Source organism: Luteimonas sp. YGD11-2 (assembly GCF_004118975.1).
Lineage (GTDB): Bacteria > Pseudomonadota > Gammaproteobacteria > Xanthomonadales > Xanthomonadaceae > Luteimonas > Luteimonas muca.
Genome location: NZ_CP035376.1, coordinates 479,835 through 496,711, shown reverse-complemented (window position 1 = coordinate 496,711; position 16,877 = coordinate 479,835). Strand labels below are relative to the sequence as shown.

General features: G+C 69.3%; 15 protein-coding genes. 8 read left to right on the top strand and 7 right to left on the bottom strand.

From position 1 onward, the window contains the following. Window positions 1-250 precede the first annotated feature (250 nt). The gene (locus ERL55_RS02250; RefSeq protein WP_129134982.1) at window positions 251-631 is read left to right on the top strand and encodes an H-NS histone family protein; all 381 of its coding nucleotides are present in this window, start codon (window positions 251-253) and stop codon (window positions 629-631) included. Between the two features lie 102 nt (window positions 632-733). Here ERL55_RS02250 and ERL55_RS02245 read toward each other — a convergent pair whose 3' ends face one another. Further along, window positions 734-1,984: a threonine/serine exporter family protein gene (locus ERL55_RS02245; protein WP_129134981.1), complete on the bottom strand. Its 1,251-nt coding sequence runs from the start codon at window positions 1,982-1,984 to the stop codon at window positions 734-736. A 127-nt stretch (window positions 1,985-2,111) separates the two neighbouring features. Here ERL55_RS02245 and ERL55_RS02240 point away from each other — a divergent pair, with 127 nt between their 5' ends. From ERL55_RS02240 to ERL55_RS02225, 4 genes are all read left to right on the top strand, one after another. Then, window positions 2,112-3,215, top strand: coding sequence for an MlaE family lipid ABC transporter permease subunit (locus ERL55_RS02240; protein WP_129134980.1), 1,104 nt, complete (start codon window positions 2,112-2,114; stop codon window positions 3,213-3,215). Continuing rightward, complete coding sequence (locus tag ERL55_RS02235) at window positions 3,209-4,048, top strand: ABC transporter ATP-binding protein (protein ID WP_129134979.1); 840 nt, start codon at window positions 3,209-3,211, stop codon at window positions 4,046-4,048. Before ERL55_RS02240 ends, ERL55_RS02235 begins: the two co-directional genes overlap by 7 nt. Before the next feature lie 2 nt (window positions 4,049-4,050). After that, window positions 4,051-4,980, top strand: coding sequence for an MlaD family protein (locus ERL55_RS02230; protein WP_129134978.1), 930 nt, complete (start codon window positions 4,051-4,053; stop codon window positions 4,978-4,980). Window positions 4,981-5,194: 214 nt separating this feature from the next. Continuing rightward, window positions 5,195-5,836 (top strand): ABC-type transport auxiliary lipoprotein family protein, encoded by a 642-nt coding sequence (locus tag ERL55_RS02225; RefSeq protein WP_241685872.1) that lies wholly within the window; start codon window positions 5,195-5,197, stop codon window positions 5,834-5,836. 21 nt (window positions 5,837-5,857) lie between these two features. Here the strand turns inward: ERL55_RS02225 and ERL55_RS02220 are convergent, their stop codons facing one another. From ERL55_RS02220 to ERL55_RS02205, 4 genes are all read right to left on the bottom strand, one after another. Next, complete coding sequence (locus tag ERL55_RS02220) at window positions 5,858-7,219, bottom strand: HAMP domain-containing sensor histidine kinase (protein ID WP_129134976.1); 1,362 nt, start codon at window positions 7,217-7,219, stop codon at window positions 5,858-5,860. Next, window positions 7,206-7,889 (bottom strand): response regulator transcription factor, encoded by a 684-nt coding sequence (locus tag ERL55_RS02215; protein WP_129134975.1) that lies wholly within the window; start codon window positions 7,887-7,889, stop codon window positions 7,206-7,208. The genes ERL55_RS02220 and ERL55_RS02215 overlap by 14 nt, the downstream gene beginning before the upstream one ends. Before the next feature lie 292 nt (window positions 7,890-8,181). Then, complete coding sequence (gene rimK / locus ERL55_RS02210) at window positions 8,182-9,114, bottom strand: 30S ribosomal protein S6--L-glutamate ligase (protein ID WP_129134974.1); 933 nt, start codon at window positions 9,112-9,114, stop codon at window positions 8,182-8,184. A gap of 157 nt (window positions 9,115-9,271) precedes the next feature. Continuing rightward, window positions 9,272-9,778: a hypothetical protein gene (locus ERL55_RS02205; RefSeq protein WP_129134973.1), complete on the bottom strand. Its 507-nt coding sequence runs from the start codon at window positions 9,776-9,778 to the stop codon at window positions 9,272-9,274. A gap of 194 nt (window positions 9,779-9,972) precedes the next feature. Between ERL55_RS02205 and ERL55_RS02200 the strand changes: the two genes are divergently transcribed. Next, window positions 9,973-12,000, top strand: a complete 2,028-nt coding sequence (locus tag ERL55_RS02200) for a sodium-translocating pyrophosphatase (protein WP_129134972.1) — start codon at window positions 9,973-9,975, stop codon at window positions 11,998-12,000. Window positions 12,001-12,289: 289 nt separating this feature from the next. Here ERL55_RS02200 and ERL55_RS02195 read toward each other — a convergent pair whose 3' ends face one another. Both ERL55_RS02195 and ERL55_RS02190 read right to left on the bottom strand, forming a co-directional pair. Then, a complete protein-coding gene (locus ERL55_RS02195) occupies window positions 12,290-12,829 on the bottom strand; it encodes a hypothetical protein (RefSeq protein ID WP_129134971.1) in 540 nt (179 codons plus the stop codon). A 202-nt stretch (window positions 12,830-13,031) separates the two neighbouring features. Continuing rightward, window positions 13,032-14,570, bottom strand: coding sequence for a M91 family zinc metallopeptidase (locus ERL55_RS02190; RefSeq protein WP_129134970.1), 1,539 nt, complete (start codon window positions 14,568-14,570; stop codon window positions 13,032-13,034). A 189-nt stretch (window positions 14,571-14,759) separates the two neighbouring features. On the opposite strand from ERL55_RS02190, the gene ppa reads away from it, so the two are divergent. Next, window positions 14,760-15,296 (top strand): inorganic diphosphatase, encoded by a 537-nt coding sequence (ppa, locus tag ERL55_RS02185; protein ID WP_129134969.1) that lies wholly within the window; start codon window positions 14,760-14,762, stop codon window positions 15,294-15,296. A gap of 123 nt (window positions 15,297-15,419) precedes the next feature. After that, a complete protein-coding gene (locus ERL55_RS02180; RefSeq protein ID WP_164972095.1) occupies window positions 15,420-16,547 on the top strand; it encodes an HDOD domain-containing protein in 1,128 nt (375 codons plus the stop codon). Window positions 16,548-16,877 lie beyond the last annotated feature (330 nt).

The window sequence follows — 16,877 nt, the reverse complement described above, 5'->3', positions numbered from 1 at the left end:
CTGCAGGGCGTATTCCGCAGCACCTCCGGATATGCCGCGACCGCATCAGGGCTGCCCATCGGCCCGCCACTGACTGATGGAAACGGGAACAACCGGCGCGGCCGGTTTTTCCGTCTTACCTCCGGAAACCTCCGGCCGCATATTCCACCCGGGTTGCACCGGGGTTTCCCCGCCGTGCCTGCTTGCTTTACCATCGCCGCGCACACTGTCAGGACGACTCCCATTCCAACAACCATTTCCGGAGCAGCGCATGGCGATCGACCTCAATACCCTTTCTCCCCGTGAACTCGAATCACTGATCGCCCAGGCGCGCAAGCGCAAGACCACCCTGCAGAAGCGCAAGCCCGCCGCGAGCGTGCGCCGCAAGGTGGAGGCGCTGCTGAAGACCGAGGGATACACCGTCGCCGAGCTGTTCGGCACCGGTGGCACCGCCGGCAGCAGCGCGCCGCGCACGCGCAAGACCGCGGCCGCCGGCAAGTCCGCTGCTGGCCGCAAGCTCGGCAAGGTGCCGCCGAAGTACCGCAATCCGGCCAACCGGGATGAAACCTGGACGGGCCGCGGCAAGCATCCGCGCTGGCTGGCGGCGGAACTTGCCAACGGGAAGAAGATCGAGGACTTCCTGATCCAGTAACGGACCCGCGAAGCGGACGAAAACGCCGGCGATTGCCGGCGTTTTCTTTATGGGCCCGGACCCGGCCGGTCCACGGGTGAAGACCGCGGAAGGCTGGCCCGATTACAGGCTTTTGCGCGATGGCAGCAGCAGGTTTCCGAACATCAGCCCGGCCACCAGCGCCAGGATGATATTCAGCACGCCGAGCATGGCCTCCTGCCCCACGGCCACGTCCTGTTGCTGGAACAGGCTCATCAATCCACGCAGGCTGGCGCTGCCCGGCACCAGCATGATGATGCCGGGCACGCGGATGACCGCACCGGGGCGGTTGGCCCAGCGCGCGTAGCCATTGCCGGCGGCGGTGACCACCAGCGCGGACGCGAACAGTCCCACCGACGCGCCCAGCGACAGGCCCACGTACCGGGAGATCAGGTAGCCGCCGATCGCGGCACCCATCACCAGTGGATAGTCGCGGCGCGCGGCACGGAACAGCACCGCGAAGGCGAAGGCGGCCACCAGCATCGCGGCCCACTCCACCCAGTCCGGCTGCGGACGCCAGGCGCGCACCTGCGGCTCCACGCCCGCCAGCTGGGCCGCGGTCAGCGCGATCATGGTGCCGACGGTGAGTTTCATCACCGTGGTCAGCGCACCGGCAAACCGCACCGTTCCCGATACCAGGTGCTGGCTGGTCAGTTCGTTGACCGCGTTGGTCAGCGCCATGCCCGGCAGCATCACGATCAGCGACGCGATGATCACGGTATTGAGGTTGAGCGGCGCGACATACCCGGCCACCGCGATCGCCACCAGGCCGGCGATCATGCCGGCGATCGCATCGGCGGATTCGCGCATGCGCACGCTGCGTCGGGTCACCGCATCGAGCTGGCCCAGCAGCACGCCGATCGCCGAGGCGGTGGCGATATCCAGCCATGGCAGCCGCCATAACCCGGCGATGCCCGCAGCGACCATGCCGTAGGCCAGCACATGGATCAGCCGGCCGCGCCAGTCCGGCCTGTGCAGGTCCAGCGCCAGCAGCGCGGCATGTCCTTCCGACAGGTCCAGGCGGCCGGCGACGACTTCCTCGGTGATCCGGTCCACCTCGCTGAGCTTGGACAGGTCGAGATCACCCGGCGCGGCACGGATCACCCGGGTGGTGTCGCTGTCGCCCGGTGGCCGGTGCGGGTCGTTGAACGACAGCACCATGCCGGTGGGGTTCACCCATGGCTCGCAGTGCAGCTGCAGCTGTTCGCAGACGTCGGTGACCGCGCCTTCCAGGCGCTGTGCGGTGGTGCCGTAGGCGTGCAGGTGTTCGGCCAGCTCCACCACGAAGGCGATGCGGGCGGCATATCCGTAGGTGTGCGGAGACGGGCGATCCATCGCCACAGGATCGCACGCGCGGCGCGTGCGTTGCTGCGATGCACAGCTTCACGACCCGATTGCGTACTCTATGCGGCACCGGCCCGCGCCGCCCGGACACGTCCCTCCGCATGCCCGTTCCGTCCGCATGATCGACACCGCGCCCAGCCTCGACGCCGATCCCGACGGCCGCATGGTGCTGCGCGGGCGATGGACGCTCAGCCATGCCGGCGAGATCGGCGAGGCGTTGCGCGAGGCCCCCGAGGACGCGCACGAGGTGGACGCCACGCATATCGAACGCATCGACTCGGTGGGCGTACTGCAGCTGCTGCGCTTCGCCCACCGGCGCGGCATCGATTTCGAGCAGTTCCGTTTCCGCGACGACCACCGCGCCTTGGTGGCGGCGATCGAGGACGTGCACGACGACCGCCCGGCGAAGAAGAAGGAGTACGGCTTCGCCGCGGCGCTGGGCCGGCTCGGCTACGCGATGGTCGACAACGGCCGCGAGATCATGGCGCTGATCAGCTTCCTGGGCGAGAACCTGATCAAGCTGATGCGCCTGATCAAGGAGCCGTCGCGCTTCCGGCTCACGCCCACCGTGGCGCACATGGAACAGGTGGGGCTGGATGCGGTGCCACTGGTGGTGCTGCTGTCGTTCCTGGTGGGCGCGGTCATCGCTTTCCTCGGCTCGACGATCCTTGCCGAGTTCGGTGCGCAGATCTTCGTGGTCGAGCTGGTCAACATCGCGTTCCTGCGCGAGTTCGGCGTGCTGCTGACGGCGATCATCCTCGCCGGCCGCACCGCCAGCGCGTTCACCGCGCAGATCGGGGCGATGGTCAGCCGCGAGGAAGTGGACGCGATCCGCACCCTCGGCCTCGATCCGATCGACCTGCTGGTGCTGCCGCGGGTGATCGCGCTCATGGTGATGCTGCCGCTGCTGACCTTCCTGGCGATGGTGGCGGGTCTCGCCGGCGGCCTGACGGTCGGCGTCTTCAGCCTCGAGATCCCGCCGCAGGGCTATCTCTCGCGGATGCAGGACACCTTCGAGCTGCGGCACATGCTGGTGGGCCTGTCGAAGGCGCCGGTGTTCGCCCTGCTGATCGCGCTGATCGGCTGCCTGGAAGGATTGCAGGTGGAAGGCACCGCACAGTCGGTGGGCGAGCGCACGACGTCGAGCGTGGTGCAGGCGATCGCGCTGGTGATCGTGCTCGATGCGCTCGCCGCGCTGTGGTTCATGGAGCTGGGATGGTGAGCACGAACGAGCGCGACGCCACGACCGCGCCGGACGCCGACGACGGGATCATCGTGCGCGTGCGCGGGCTGGAAAACCGGTTCGGCAAGCAGGTCGTCCACGAAGGCCTCGACCTCGACGTCCGCCGCGGCGAGATCCTCGGCGTGGTCGGCGGCTCGGGCACCGGCAAGTCGGTGCTGATGCGCACCATCCTCGGCCTGCGTACACCGGATGCGGGCAGCATCGAGGTGTTCGGCATCGATGCGATCGACGCCGACGCCGCCGGACGCTCGTATATCGAGCGCCACACCGGCGTGCTGTTCCAGGACGGCGCGCTGTTCTCGTCGCTGACGGTGGGCGAGAACGTCGAGGTGCCGCTGAAGGAGCACTACCCCGGCATCAGCCCTTCGCTGCGCTACGAACTGGCGCTGCTGAAGGTGAAGCTTGCCGGCCTGCCGGCGGATGCCATCGACAAGCTGCCGTCGCAGCTGTCGGGTGGCATGCGCAAGCGCGCCGGCGTGGCCCGTGCGCTGGCGCTCGATCCGCCACTGATGTTCCTCGACGAGCCCACCGCCGGCCTGGACCCGATCGGCGCGGCGGCGTTCGACGAGCTGATCCGCACCCTGCAGGAAGCGCTGGGCCTGACCGTGTTCCTCATCACCCACGACCTCGACACCCTCTACGCCATCTGCGACCGCGTCGCGGTGCTGGCCGACCGCAGGGTGCTGGCGATCGGCCCGCTGTCGGAAGTCGAACGCGTCGACCACCCGTGGGTGCAATCCTATTTCCACGGCCCCCGCGCACGCGCGGCGCGCGCCGCCGACGGCGCCACCGCGCCCGCACTGGAAGCCTGAGCATGGAAACCAAAGCCAATTACGTCCTGATCGGCGCCTTCACCATCGCGGTGGTGACGTTCGGCCTGCTGTTCGCACTATGGGCGGCGAAATACGCCTCCGACCGCAGCTGGCAGGACTACGCGGTGGTCTTCAACGAGCCGGTCACCGGCATGTCGGAAGGCAGCAGCGTGCAGTACAACGGCATCGCGGTGGGCAGCGTGCAGAGCCTGCAGCTGGCACCGGACGATCCGCGGCAGGTGATCGCGCACCTGCGCCTGGATGCACGTGCGCCGGTGCGGACCGACACCCGCGCGCGGATGTCGATGACCGGCCTGACCGGCTCGCCGATCATCCAGTTGACCGGCGGCAGCCCGGAGCTGCCGCGGCTGGTCGACGTCTCCGACCGCGAGATCCCGATCATCCTCACCGAGCCGTCGGCGCTGCAGAACATCTCCGACACGGCCAACCGGCTGGTCGAGCGCCTCGACCAGGTGCTGAGCGAGGAGAACGTCGCCCGTATCTCGCAGACGCTGACCCATATCGAACAGGCCACCGGATCGCTCGCCGCCGGCCGCGAGGACATCCGTGAACTGCTGGCCTCCGCGCGCGCGGCCAGCGTCCAGCTGGAGCAGACGCTCGCCACCACCAACCAGGCGGTGGAGACCATCGACCGCGAACTGGTGCAGGAGCTACCGGGGATGGTCGATCGCCTCAACAACTCGCTGGCGCAGTTCGATTCCGCCACCGGCGGCGCCGACGCGATCCTCAACGAGAACCGCGCCGCCATCCACAGCTTCGCCAACGACGGGCTGTCGCAGCTGGGGCCGACGCTCACCGAGCTGCGCAGCCTGGTCCGCGACCTGCGCCGCATCAGCGACCGCCTCAACGGCAACCCCACCCGGTTCCTGCTCGGCGGCGACGCACCCAAGGAGTTCGACCCCAATGAATGAAGAACAGGGAGCCCGCGCCCCAGGATCAGCCCACCGTGTCCAGTGGAATGACTCCCGCCCGGCACCATCGCCCCTCTCCCGCAGGCGGGGTGAAGAGGCATGCCTGCGAGCCATTGGCTCGCGTGTCGATGAACGCCCTCGCGGTGACGCGAGGGCCGGGGCGCGGAGCGGAGGATGGGGTGAGGGCAACACGCCCGCCAGAAGCGCCTTCCAGATCCTCTGCGCCGCCTGCCTTCTGCCCATCCTGCTCGCCGGCTGCAGCCTGCTCGGCGGCGGTTCGCGCGAGCCGGTGACCACCTGGTCACCGGTGGTGGAGACCCGCAGCGATCCCGCGTGGCCCGCGGTGGACTGGCAGCTGACCATCGTGCCGACCACGGCGCCGCGCGTCGTCGACAGCCCGCGGATCTCGGTGCGCCGCACGCCGTCGGAACTGCAGGTCTACGCCGGATCGGTCTGGGCGCAGCCGGCCACCGAACTGGTGGAACTGGCCCTGCTGCGAACATTCGAGGCGTCGGACCGCATTCCCGCGGTGGCAACCTCGGGCGCGGGCATCCGCGCCGACTACAAGCTGGTGCTGGACCTGCGTCGCTTCGAGTCCGATTACGCCGGACGCGACATTCCGCAGGCCACCATCGAACTCGGCGCGCGCCTGCTGCACAACCACGACCAGCGCGTGGTCGCCTCGCGTACCTTCCTGCAGACCGTGCCGGCGACGGGCACCGCGGTGGAGAACGTGGTCACCGCGTTCGAAGAGGCGCTGGCCGCACTCGGCCACGACGTTGCCGGCTGGACGCTGGTGAGCGGCGATGCCGACGTGCGCGCGCCTGCCGTGGTGGCGCCCCGTACGCAGCGCTGACCGCGCCTGCCACTGTCGCCGTCAGCCGACGGCGGCATCGCTGGAATCGGGCCGGAACGACAGCGTCGCGATCACACCGCGCGTCGCTCCCGGCACCACCCGCACGCTCCAGCCATAGAGGTCGCACAGGCGGCGAACAATCGACAGGCCGATGCCGCCGCCCTGCGAATGCTCCGCATGCGAGCCACGGTATCCGCGCTCGAACAGCCTTGCCGCATCCTCTGCGCTCAGCCCCGGGCCGCTGTCGATCACCTGCACCGCATCGTCGAGCACCCGCACCACCACCTCGCCCGACGGCGTGTACTTCACCGCATTGCCGATCAGGTTGCCGAGCGCGACCGCGACCGCGGCTTCCGGCGCATCGACGACCAGGCCGCCCTCGCCTTCCAGCCGCAGTTCCAGCGGCTTGCCGCCCACCTGCGCGCGGTGCGCTTCGAGCAGCTGCTCGGCCGCGCGCGCGATGTCGGTATTGCCGTGCCCGCGCTCGGCGCGCGACAGCAGCAGCAGCGCGCTGATGAGGTCGGTGCACTGCTGTTCGGCGCGCTGGATGCGCAGCAGCCGCGCACGGGTCTTGTCGTCGAGTTCCGGCCGCGCCAGCAGCAGCTCCACCGCACCGCGGATCACCGCCAGCGGCGTGCGCAGTTCATGGCTGACGTCGGCATTGAACTCGCGGTCGCGCTGCACCACCTCGGTCAGGCGCGCGGAATAGTCGTCGAGCGCGCTGGCAAGCTGGCCGACCTCGTCGTCGGGGAAATGCGATGCCAGCGGCACCGGCTGCGCGGTGCCGCCCGACTGCCGCAGGCGCTGGGCGAGTTCCGATACCGGGCTCATCACCCGCGACGCCGCCCACCAGCCCACCAGCAGCGACAGCAGCGAGAACACCAGCACCGATCCGTAGATGGCGCGCTGGAACTGTTCGTCGCCGCGCATGGTCTGGGTCATGTCGTAGGCAAGGAAGAACCACTCCTCATCGGTCTTGCGCACCGCCAGCTTGTAGGCGAACGGCTGGCCCAGCTCGTCGGTGCCGCCCAGGGTATGGATGCCGGTGCCGAGCTCCACCCATTCCGGGAAGTCGCGGCGCAGGCGGTCGATGCGGTCGGGCGTGAACACATAGCCGCGCATCTGCTGTACCGGCAGGTCCGGGTTGCGCGTCGGGTCGCTGTAGTAGAGGTGCGCGTACTCGTCGATGTTGCGGTTCATCACGTCCTCGACCAGCGCGTTCTCCACCCGGTTGCGGGCGTACTGGGTGGCGAACGCGAACAGCAGGGTCAGGCCGAGGCCGAGCAGCAGGAACGAGAGGATGATGCGGCTGCGCAGGCGCCGCCGGTAACGGCGGGCCCCGCGCAGCGACGCCGTCGAGGCGTGCCGGTCAGCTGCCGCCATCGGGGGCGGCGATCCGGTACCCGATGCCGTGGCGGGTCTGGATGTACGGGGTGTCGAACGGCTTGTCGATCACTGCGCGCAGGCCATGGATATGCACGCGCAGCGAGTCGGAATCGGGCAGCTCCTCGCCCCACACCCGGGTTTCCAGGTCCTGGCGGGTAACCACCGCCGGCGAGGCCTCCATCAGCGCCTGCAGGATCTTGAGCGCGGTCGGGTTGAGCTGCAGCAGCTTGCCCAGCCGGCGCACCTCGAGGGTGTCGAGGTTGTATTCGATCTCGCCGACCTCCAGCACGCGGGTCTGCACCCCGCGACCGCGGCGCGACAGCGCATTGAGGCGGACTTCCACCTCCTGCAGCGCGAACGGCTTGACCAGGTAGTCGTCGGCACCGGAATCGAAGCCGGCGAGCTTGTTGTCGAGCGAATCGCGCGCGGTGAGCATCAGCACCGGGGTCTGCTTGCGCGCGTCGTTGCGCAGCTTGCGGCAGACCTCGAGGCCGTCCATGCCCGGCAGGTTGAGGTCGAGCACGATCGCGTCGAAGTCGTGCACCACCGCCAGGTGCAGGCCGGTCACGCCATCGGCGGCGAAGTCGACGGTATGGCCACGATCCTCCAGGTAGTCGCCCAGGTTGGCGGCGATGTCCTGGTTGTCTTCGATCACGAGTATGCGCATGGGAGGCCGTTGCGTTGAGGGGCGGACATACTGGGCTGCAGGTCACGGCGGTGCCGTGAACGGCTGCGGGCATGGCGCCGGGAGGCGCGCGACATGAGCGCCGATTCTGGCACACGTCCCGACGCGTGGACCCCGGCCCTCGTGATGGCCGCCGCAGCCGGACACAAAAAGACCCAGGCGGGGGAACGCCGCCTGGGTCGAAAGGTTACCGCCCCGATGACCATCGCCCGAGCCGGTTGTCCGGCTGCCGACCATGTGTGGCGACCATAGCCGGACGCCGGTTACAGGTCGGTTAATCCACCGATACCCGTGCGTTACGGCGGCGCCGGAGAGGCGCCCGCACCGGACGCGCGGCCACATGCGCGGCGACGTGCTCGACCACCAGCCCGGCCACGTCGACGCCGGTTGCACCCTCGATGCCCTCGAGGCCGGGCGAGGCGTTGACCTCGAGCACCAGCGGGCCGCGGGCCGAGCGGATCAGGTCGACGCCGGCCACGCGCAGCCCCAGCCCCTGCGCGGCGCGCACCGCCAGCGCCTGCTCGTCGGCGGACGCGGTGTCGGCGGTACCGGTGCCGCCACGATGCAGGTTGGAGCGGAAATCGCCGATCGGGGCCTCGCGCCGCATCGCCGCGACCACGCGGTCGCCGACCACGAAGCAGCGCAGGTCGCAGCCGGCCGCCTCGCCGATGAATTCCTGCACCAGGAAGGTCGCCTGCAGCCCGCGCAGGGTTTCGATCACGCTGCGCGAGGCCGACGGCTTCTCGGTAAGCATGACCCCGGCGCCCTGTGCGCCCTCGTTGAGCTTGATGATGTGCGGCGGCGGGCCGAGCATCGACAACAGGTCGTGGGTGTCGTCGGGGTTGTCGCCGAACACGGTGACCGGCAGGCCGATGCCCTGCGCGGCGAGGATCTGGTGCGCGCGCAGCTTGTCGCGCGCGGCGCCGATCGCGGCGGACGGGTTCGGCGTGTAGGCGCCCATCAGCTCGAACTGGTGCAGCACCGCGTTGCCGTAGCGGGTGACCGACGCGCCGATGCGCGGGATCACCGCATCGAAGTCCGAGATCGGGCGGCCCTTGTAGTGCATCGCGAAACCGTCGCAGGCGATGCGCAGGTAGCAGCGCAGCGGGTCGAGCACGCGCACGGTATGGCCGCGGGTGCGCGCTGCCTCGACGAGGCGACGGGTCGAATACAGCCGCGTGTTGCGGGAGAGGATGGCGAGCTTCATCGACCGTGCCGGGTTTTCGGGCGGCCGTTATATCCCACCGCGGTACGTTGCACGATGACCGTCGCCGCGGCGCCGTGCACGCGGTTCATGGCCGCGCCTGCACGGCGTGGCAGCGACCCGGGCGGTGCAGTCCTGGCGGCCGATCCCCGCAGGATTTTCAGCGGCAGCCGTCGCCTTGCACGCGCAGCTGCGCGGCGTACATCGCAGGGTCGCGGGCGCGCCCGGCTTCGGCATCCGCGCGGGCCTCGTCGAGATAGATGCGCGCGCGGCCCTGGGCATCGAGTTCGAGGGTATCGGTGCCCGGTTTGCGCCAGATCCGCGCCACCGCCACCAGGCCCTCGCAGGCGGCGCTGGGGATGCGGACCTCGTCGTGGTACAGCCAGCCCTGCGCGGCATCGGGTTCGACCTCGTCGGCGTTGACCAGCCGCGCGCGTGGCTGGCATTGCGGTGCGGTCTGCTTGACCGAGAAGCGGTAAGGCGGTTGCGCCTGGCCGGTGAACACGCCCTCGATGCGGGCGCAGGCTTCCGGGATCGTGCGTACGGTATGCGCCGCGCCATCGGCCTGCGGCGTCGCCGGCTCGCGGGAGATCTCCGGGGCCTGTTGCGCGGCGGCGGCAGGCACCGCCAGCAGCAGGGCAAGCGAGAGGCAGGTGGTGGGGGACATGGTGCGGCTCGCAGGGGGCGGTGGCACAGGCTGTCACGGTGGCGCTGAATCGTGCTTCCACGTGGCAGGCGCGACGGCGCGTACACCGCCCCATGCCGCTGTGCCATAGTCGGGCGGCATCACCGCTGTGCGAGGGGATCTGTCCTCATCATCTGTGCGGGCAGTCCCAGGCATTCCACTCTGGGAGGGGTTACATGCTCGAGCAACACGGTTTGTGGATGGCGCTGGCCTGCGCCGTCATCGCGATTCTCTACGGGATCGTTTCCGCTGCCTGGATCAACCGGCAGCCGGCCGGCAACCAACGGATGCAGGAGATCGCCGGCGCGATCCAGGAAGGCGCGCGCGCCTACCTCAACCGCCAGTACCTGACGATCTCCGTTGCCGGCGTGGTGCTGTTCGTGCTGGTCGGCATCTTCCTGGGCTGGGCCACCGGCGTCGGCTTCCTGCTCGGTGCGGTGCTGTCGGGGGCGGCCGGCTATATCGGCATGAACGTCTCGGTGCGCGCCAACGTGCGCACCGCGGAGGCCGCGCGGCGTGGCATCGGCCCGGCCATGGATGTCGCGTTCCGCGGTGGTGCCATCACCGGCATGCTGGTGGTGGGCCTGGGCCTGCTGGGCGTGGCCGGCTACTGGTGGCTGCTGCCGCGTTTCGGCATCGGCGGCGAGGCCGCGCTGCACGCGCTGGTGGGGCTGGCGTTCGGCAGCTCGCTGATCTCGATCTTCGCGCGGCTGGGTGGCGGCATCTTCACCAAGGGCGCCGACGTCGGCGCCGACCTCGTCGGCAAGGTGGAAGCCGGTATTCCCGAGGACGACCCGCGCAACCCGGCGGTGATCGCCGACAACGTCGGTGACAATGTCGGCGACTGCGCAGGCATGGCCGCGGACCTGTTCGAGACCTATGCGGTCACCGTGATCGCGACGATGCTGCTGGGCTACCTGATGGCCGATACCGTCGGCGCCAATGGCGTGCTGTATCCGCTGGTGCTGGGAGGGGCCTCGATCCTGGCATCGATCGTCGGCACGTTCTTCGTCAAGGTGAAGCCCGGCGGCTCGATCATGGGCGCGCTGTACAAGGGCGTGATCGTCTCCGGCGTGATCGCGGCCGTGCTGTTCTGGCCGATCACCACGCAACTGATGGCCGACAACAGCCACGGCGCGGACAACCTGTACTGGTGCGCGCTGGTGGGCCTGGTGCTGACCGGCGTGATCGTCTGGATCACCGAGTACTACACCGGCACCCAGTACAGGCCGGTGCAGCACATCGCCCAGGCCTCGACCACCGGGCACGGCACCAACATCATTGCGGGCCTCGGCATCTCGATGAAGTCGACCGCGTGGCCGGTGATCGCGGTGTGCCTCGCGATCTGGGTGTGCTTCGCGCTGTCCGGCCTTTACGGCATCGCGATCGCGGCCACCGCAATGCTGTCGATGGCGGGCATGATCGTCGCGCTCGACGCCTACGGCCCGATCACCGACAACGCCGGCGGCATTGCCGAGATGGCGGAGCTGCCGCCGGAAGTGCGCGAAGTCACCGATCCGCTGGACGCCGTCGGCAACACCACCAAGGCGGTGACCAAGGGCTATGCGATCGGATCGGCGGCGCTGGCCGCGCTGGTGCTGTTTGCCGATTACACCCACAACCTGCAGGCCAACAGCCCGGGCACGACGTTCGCGTTCGACCTGTCCGACCACTACGTGATCATCGGCCTCCTGATCGGGGGCCTGATCCCGTACCTGTTCGGCGCGATGGCGATGGAGGCGGTCGGACGCGCCGCCGGCAGCGTGGTGGAGGAGGTGCGCCGGCAGTTCCGCGAGATCCCGGGGATCATGCAGGGCACCGCGAAGCCCGACTACTCGCGCGCGGTCGACATGCTGACGAAGTCCGCGATCAAGGAGATGATCCTGCCGTCGCTGCTGCCGGTGGCGGTGCCGATCGTGGTCGGCCTGCTGCTGGGGCCGCGGGCGCTGGGCGGCCTGCTGATCGGCACCATCGTCACCGGGCTGTTCGTGGCGATCTCGATGACCACCGGTGGCGGCGCCTGGGACAACGCCAAGAAGTACATCGAGGACGGCCACTTCGGCGGCAAAGGCTCGGAAGCCCACAAGGCCGCGGTGACCGGCGACACCGTCGGCGATCCCTACAAGGACACCGCCGGCCCGGCGATCAACCCGCTGATCAAGATCATCAACATCGTGGCGCTGCTGATGGTCCCGCTTCTATAGAACCGAAGCCGAAGACCCCGGCGTCGAACCGCCACGACGCCGCTCGCTGAAGCACCTCCCGTCCGGCACCAACGCCCCTCTCCCGCTTGCGGGAGAGGGATTGGGGTGAGGGGAAGCGCGAAACCCCCTCATCCGCCCCTGCGGGGCACCTTCTCCCGCGCGCGGGGGAAGGGGTCAGGCCGCGGCGCCTCTACACCGCATATCCGATGCAGCTGGGCAGCATGCGCGGCATTGGCCCGGGGCACGCGTCGCGAGGGTCTATCCCACGCTGCAGATCAAACCCTCGCCTTCAACGCTCGAACGCGCCTGCCGCCACGTCGTACCACGGCGTGCACAGCTGCTGCTGACGGTCGACCACGTCGAAGCTCGCGCGCCAGACGCTGACGCCGGCGGAATCCTCCGGCATATCGAACAGGTCCGCGTCGAACGGCGCCACGCCCAGGCACCAGCGCACGCGACGCGGTTCCGCGTCGGTCGGTGGCGCATAGGCGAACTCGCCTTCCAGGCTGGCGCCGGGGTCGATGCGCGCGGCCATCGGGCTGGGCGGCGATGTCGGCGCCGGATCGGGAAGCGGCAATGCGATATGGCGCAGCGTCACTTCACCCGCACGGTCCTCGACAAAGGTCGGCTCGCCGACCGCGCCGGACTGCTGGCGGCCGATTAGGACCGCGTGCCGGTGGCCGCGGTCGAACACCGCCACCGCCTGCGCGCCGGTGTTCTCGATGCGGTACCGCACCCGCACGGTCCCGCTGCGCGGCTCGTAGGCGAAGCCGGCAGCGAGGCGGACGGGGCCGTCGGCCACGGGGGCCAGCTGGATGGAGTCGGACATGGATTCGGTTCCGGTGGGCGGGACGACGGGCGCCTGTGCGCACGCGACCAGCGGCAGCGCGGCGAGGATGGCGGTCGCGAAGACGATTCGCGCGGGGCGCGGCGATGTGTTCATGCAGGGCAGCCTAAAGGACGACAGGCGGCCCGCCAATGCGGGCCGCCTGCAGCTCCGGTCATGGAGCGGGACGTGCTGGCGGCTGCACTTACAGCCGGTAGCTCGGACGATCCGGCATGCCCAGCTCGCGGCGCAGGCCGTTCTCGGTCAGGTGGATCGGGTTGTGGGTGGTGGGTGGGGTGCTCGGATCGCCATCGAAGTCGAAGGCGGGAGCAGAGGTCTCCAGTCCCACGGCCTGGCGTTCGGCATTGCGGATGCCGCGATCAGGGCCGGAGCCGGTGTAGCTGCCCGGCTGGAAGGTGCCGTTGACGCCGTTATAGGCATGCGACATCTCGTGATAGAGCACCACGGTGGGGGCCGGGAAGGCATCCATGTGGAACGAGGGGTTGTAGCCGATGGTCACGTCACCGCCCACGCCGGCACGGCCGTTGACGATCTCGGCCCCACCGCGGCCAAAGGTCTGGGCATAGCCGTTCTGTTCGTTGGCCAGCTCCTGGATCGTCACCCGGTTGCCCTTGTTCTCCACGGCGGCATCAAGCTCGGAGAGCATCTGCGTGCCCGCGGCGGAACTGCGCAGGAAGTCCAGCTCGGATTCCACGCGCTGGCGGAACTGCTCGGAGCCCGTGACCGCGATGGTCTGCCCGGCGCCGGTGTCGATCTCGACGTTGACCACGGTCGGCCGGGCGCCGGTGGCGGCGTTCACCAGGTCGCCGACCTCGGTGTAGACGAGGTCGTTGGCACCGGCACCGTTGATGGTGTCGTTGCCGAGGCCTGCATAGGCCGAGCTGCGTCCCGCTGCATCGACATGGATGACGTCGTCGCCACGGCCACCGGAGAGGATGTTCTGGCCGGCGCCGCCGAAGATCTCGTCATTGCCGAGGCCGCCTTCGATGAAGTTGAAGCCGCTGCCTGCGCGGATCACGTCGTTGCCGGCACCACCGAAGATGATGTTGTCGCCATTGCCGCCGATAAGGGTGTCATCGCCGTTGCCGCCATCGATGTCGTTGCGGCCACCGATGGTCTCGATGGTGTCGTTGCCGTCGCCGCCGAAGATGCGGTCGTCGCCCATGCCGGTGCGGATGACGTCGTCGCCGGCGCCGGCATCGATCACCAGGTTCACGGTGACATTGGGCGAGGCGGTAATCGTGTCGTTGCCGCCACCGGTGCGCAGGGTCAGCTCCTGGCGCTCGGTCAGGCGGACGGCATAGGACTCGCCATTGACCTCGACGTCGAGGGTGCCGTCGTCGCGCTGGCTGATACGCACGTCGTCGTCGCCCTCGCCCGTGCTCGTGGTGAACACCACCTGGTCACTGGTGATGCCGTAGTCGGCGACGGTCTGCTCGCGGGTGACGGTGGCCTGCTCGCCCACGTGCAATTCGGAATTGGTGATGCGCTTGCCATCCGGGGTCTGCAGGCCGGGCAGGCTGCTCCCACGGTCGTTGCCCTGGATCGGGATCGCGGTGTCGGCGACGTTGACCGCGCGGTCGGCCACCTGGGCCGGCGCGTCCGTCGAGCGCAGCGGTGCATCGTTGAAACGGTTCTGGGTGGCGTCCTGCGCCTGTTGTCCGTCCCAGTACCCCTGCGTCGGCTGGAGGGCTGCAGGGCTGGCGGCGTCGAGGTGGGTCATGTCGGAATCCGTTGCGTCTGGGGGCGTGGGGCATATGGATACGCCCCAGTACGGGACCGGCCAAGCTGGGGCCTACCCCAAGGTGGGGTCGACCCGAGGCTCTGCTGCGACGCAACAGCCGGCGGCGTAGAATGCGCGGTTTCCCCTACCCGACGTGGCGCGCGCCACGTCCGCCTTCGGAGTCGATACATGGGACTGCAGCGCGTCACCACCGGCAACAACCCGCCGCACGAGATCAACGTCATCATCGAAATCCCCAAGGATGCGGAGCCGGTGAAGTACGAGGTGGACAAGGCCAGTGGCGCGATCTTCGTCGACCGCGTGCTGTCCACGCCGATGCGCTACCCGTGCAACTACGGTTACGTGCCCCACACCATGTGCGGCGATGGCGACCCGGCCGACGTGCTGGTGATCCTGCCGCTGCCGCTGGTGCCCGGCTCGGTGATCCGCTGCCGCCCGGTCGGCGTGCTGAAGATGTCCGACGAGGCCGGCAACGACGAGAAGATCCTCGCGGTGCCGGTGGAGAAGGTGTTCGCCGGCTATGCCCACGTCGATGACCTCGACAAGGTGTCGGCGCACTGGCTGGAGCGCATCGGCCACTTCTTCGAGCACTACAAGGATCTCGAGAAGGGCAAGTGGGTCAAGGTCGACGGCTGGGGCGATGCCGCCGAGGCGAAGAAGATCCTCGAGGACGCCATCAGCGCCTGTGCCAACGAGCAGGCCTGACCATTCCGGCGCCACCGTCACAGTTTGACTTGTGGCACGGGTGGCCACTGCCGTCGCGTTGTTAACATCCTTCGCACGTGCGGGCCCGTCGGGTCCGCGCAGTTGCCAAGGGGAGTTCCGAAGTTGCGCATCCTGTTCGTGGGCGGCGAAGACAGCCTGCCGCCCGATCTGATCGATCTCGTCGGCGGCATGGATGAAAGCTGGGACGTGCAGTGCGTCGGCGACGGCGCCACTGCCACCTCGCTTGCCGCCGACCTGCCACAGGACATCGTGGTGGTCGCCCCGGTGCTTCCCGACATGCCCGCGGCAACGCTCCTCGGGCAGATCCGCACCCTGCGCCCGGAGACCTCGCGCATCGCCCTGGTCGGCGACCGCGATCCACCGCCGGCACGCGTGTTGTCGCTCGCCCACCGCTTCCTGCCGCTGCCACTGGGCGAGGAAGTGCTGCTGGAAGCGATCGGCAGCCTCGAGGAACTGCGCGACCTGCTGGGCGACCCGCGGTTGCGCGAACACATCGGCCGCATCGACCAGCTGCCCTCCCCGCCGCACACCTACCTGGCGCTGATGCACGCGCTCGAGGCCGACGACGAGACCAGCGCGACCGAGATCGCACGACTGATCTCCGGCGACCCGGCAATCGCGGCCAAGGTGCTGCAGTTGTGCAACTCGGCGTATTTTTCCGCGGGGCGCAGCATCACCGACCTGCGCATGGCCGTTACCCGGCTCGGCATCGGCACCCTGCGCAACCTGGTGCTGGCCAGCGAAGTGTTCGGGCAGAGCGCACAGACCGGCGTCGACCGGCACGCGCTGCAGCAGCGTGCGCTGCTGGCCTCGCAGCTCGCTCGGCGGCTGCTGCCGGAATCGAGTGCGGAGCTCGGCGCCACCGCGGCGCTGCTGGCCGACATCGGCCTGCTGCTGCCGGGTGTCCATGACGCGCGCAACGCCGCTGCGGGCGAACACGATGGCGCCGGCGAGGGCGATGTGCTCGACCATGCCGAAGCAGGGGCATACCTGCTGGGCCTGTGGGGCCTGCCGATGCCGATCATCGAGGCGGTGGCGTTCCAGCGCGCGCCAGCGCGTGCCGGCACGCGCAGCTTCTGGGTGACCGGTGCCGTGCACGTGGCCACCTCGCTGGTGGCACGCGTCGGCGTCGACGAGGATTACCTGCGCCGCACCGGCGTGCTGGATCGCCTCGATGGCTGGCGCACCCAGGCGGATCGGCTGATGGGCGTCACGCCGCAGCCTGCGTAGCGGTACCCCCCGCGGCCCCCGCCGCGTACACGCCTCCACGACCGGATCAGCAACCGGCGGTCCGCCGCGGGGGCACCGCGCTGTGCGGCTGCCTGCGGCCGTGCCGGTCTGGATTGCGGGCAGCTGGTGTTCAGCGCGTCGGCGTGGCTGCTGCTGAGCTGCATTGATCGCGCCGCTGCGGCGCGGCGCATCCGGCGCCGGGTTGCAAGCACACCGTCGCTCACGGGCGCCAGCGAAGTTCGCCATTGCAGTCAGCGATGGCTGCGCACTGCCGCGTACCGCATCCCGCATGGCGGCTGACCTGCACCGATCCAAAGAAAAAGGGCGGGC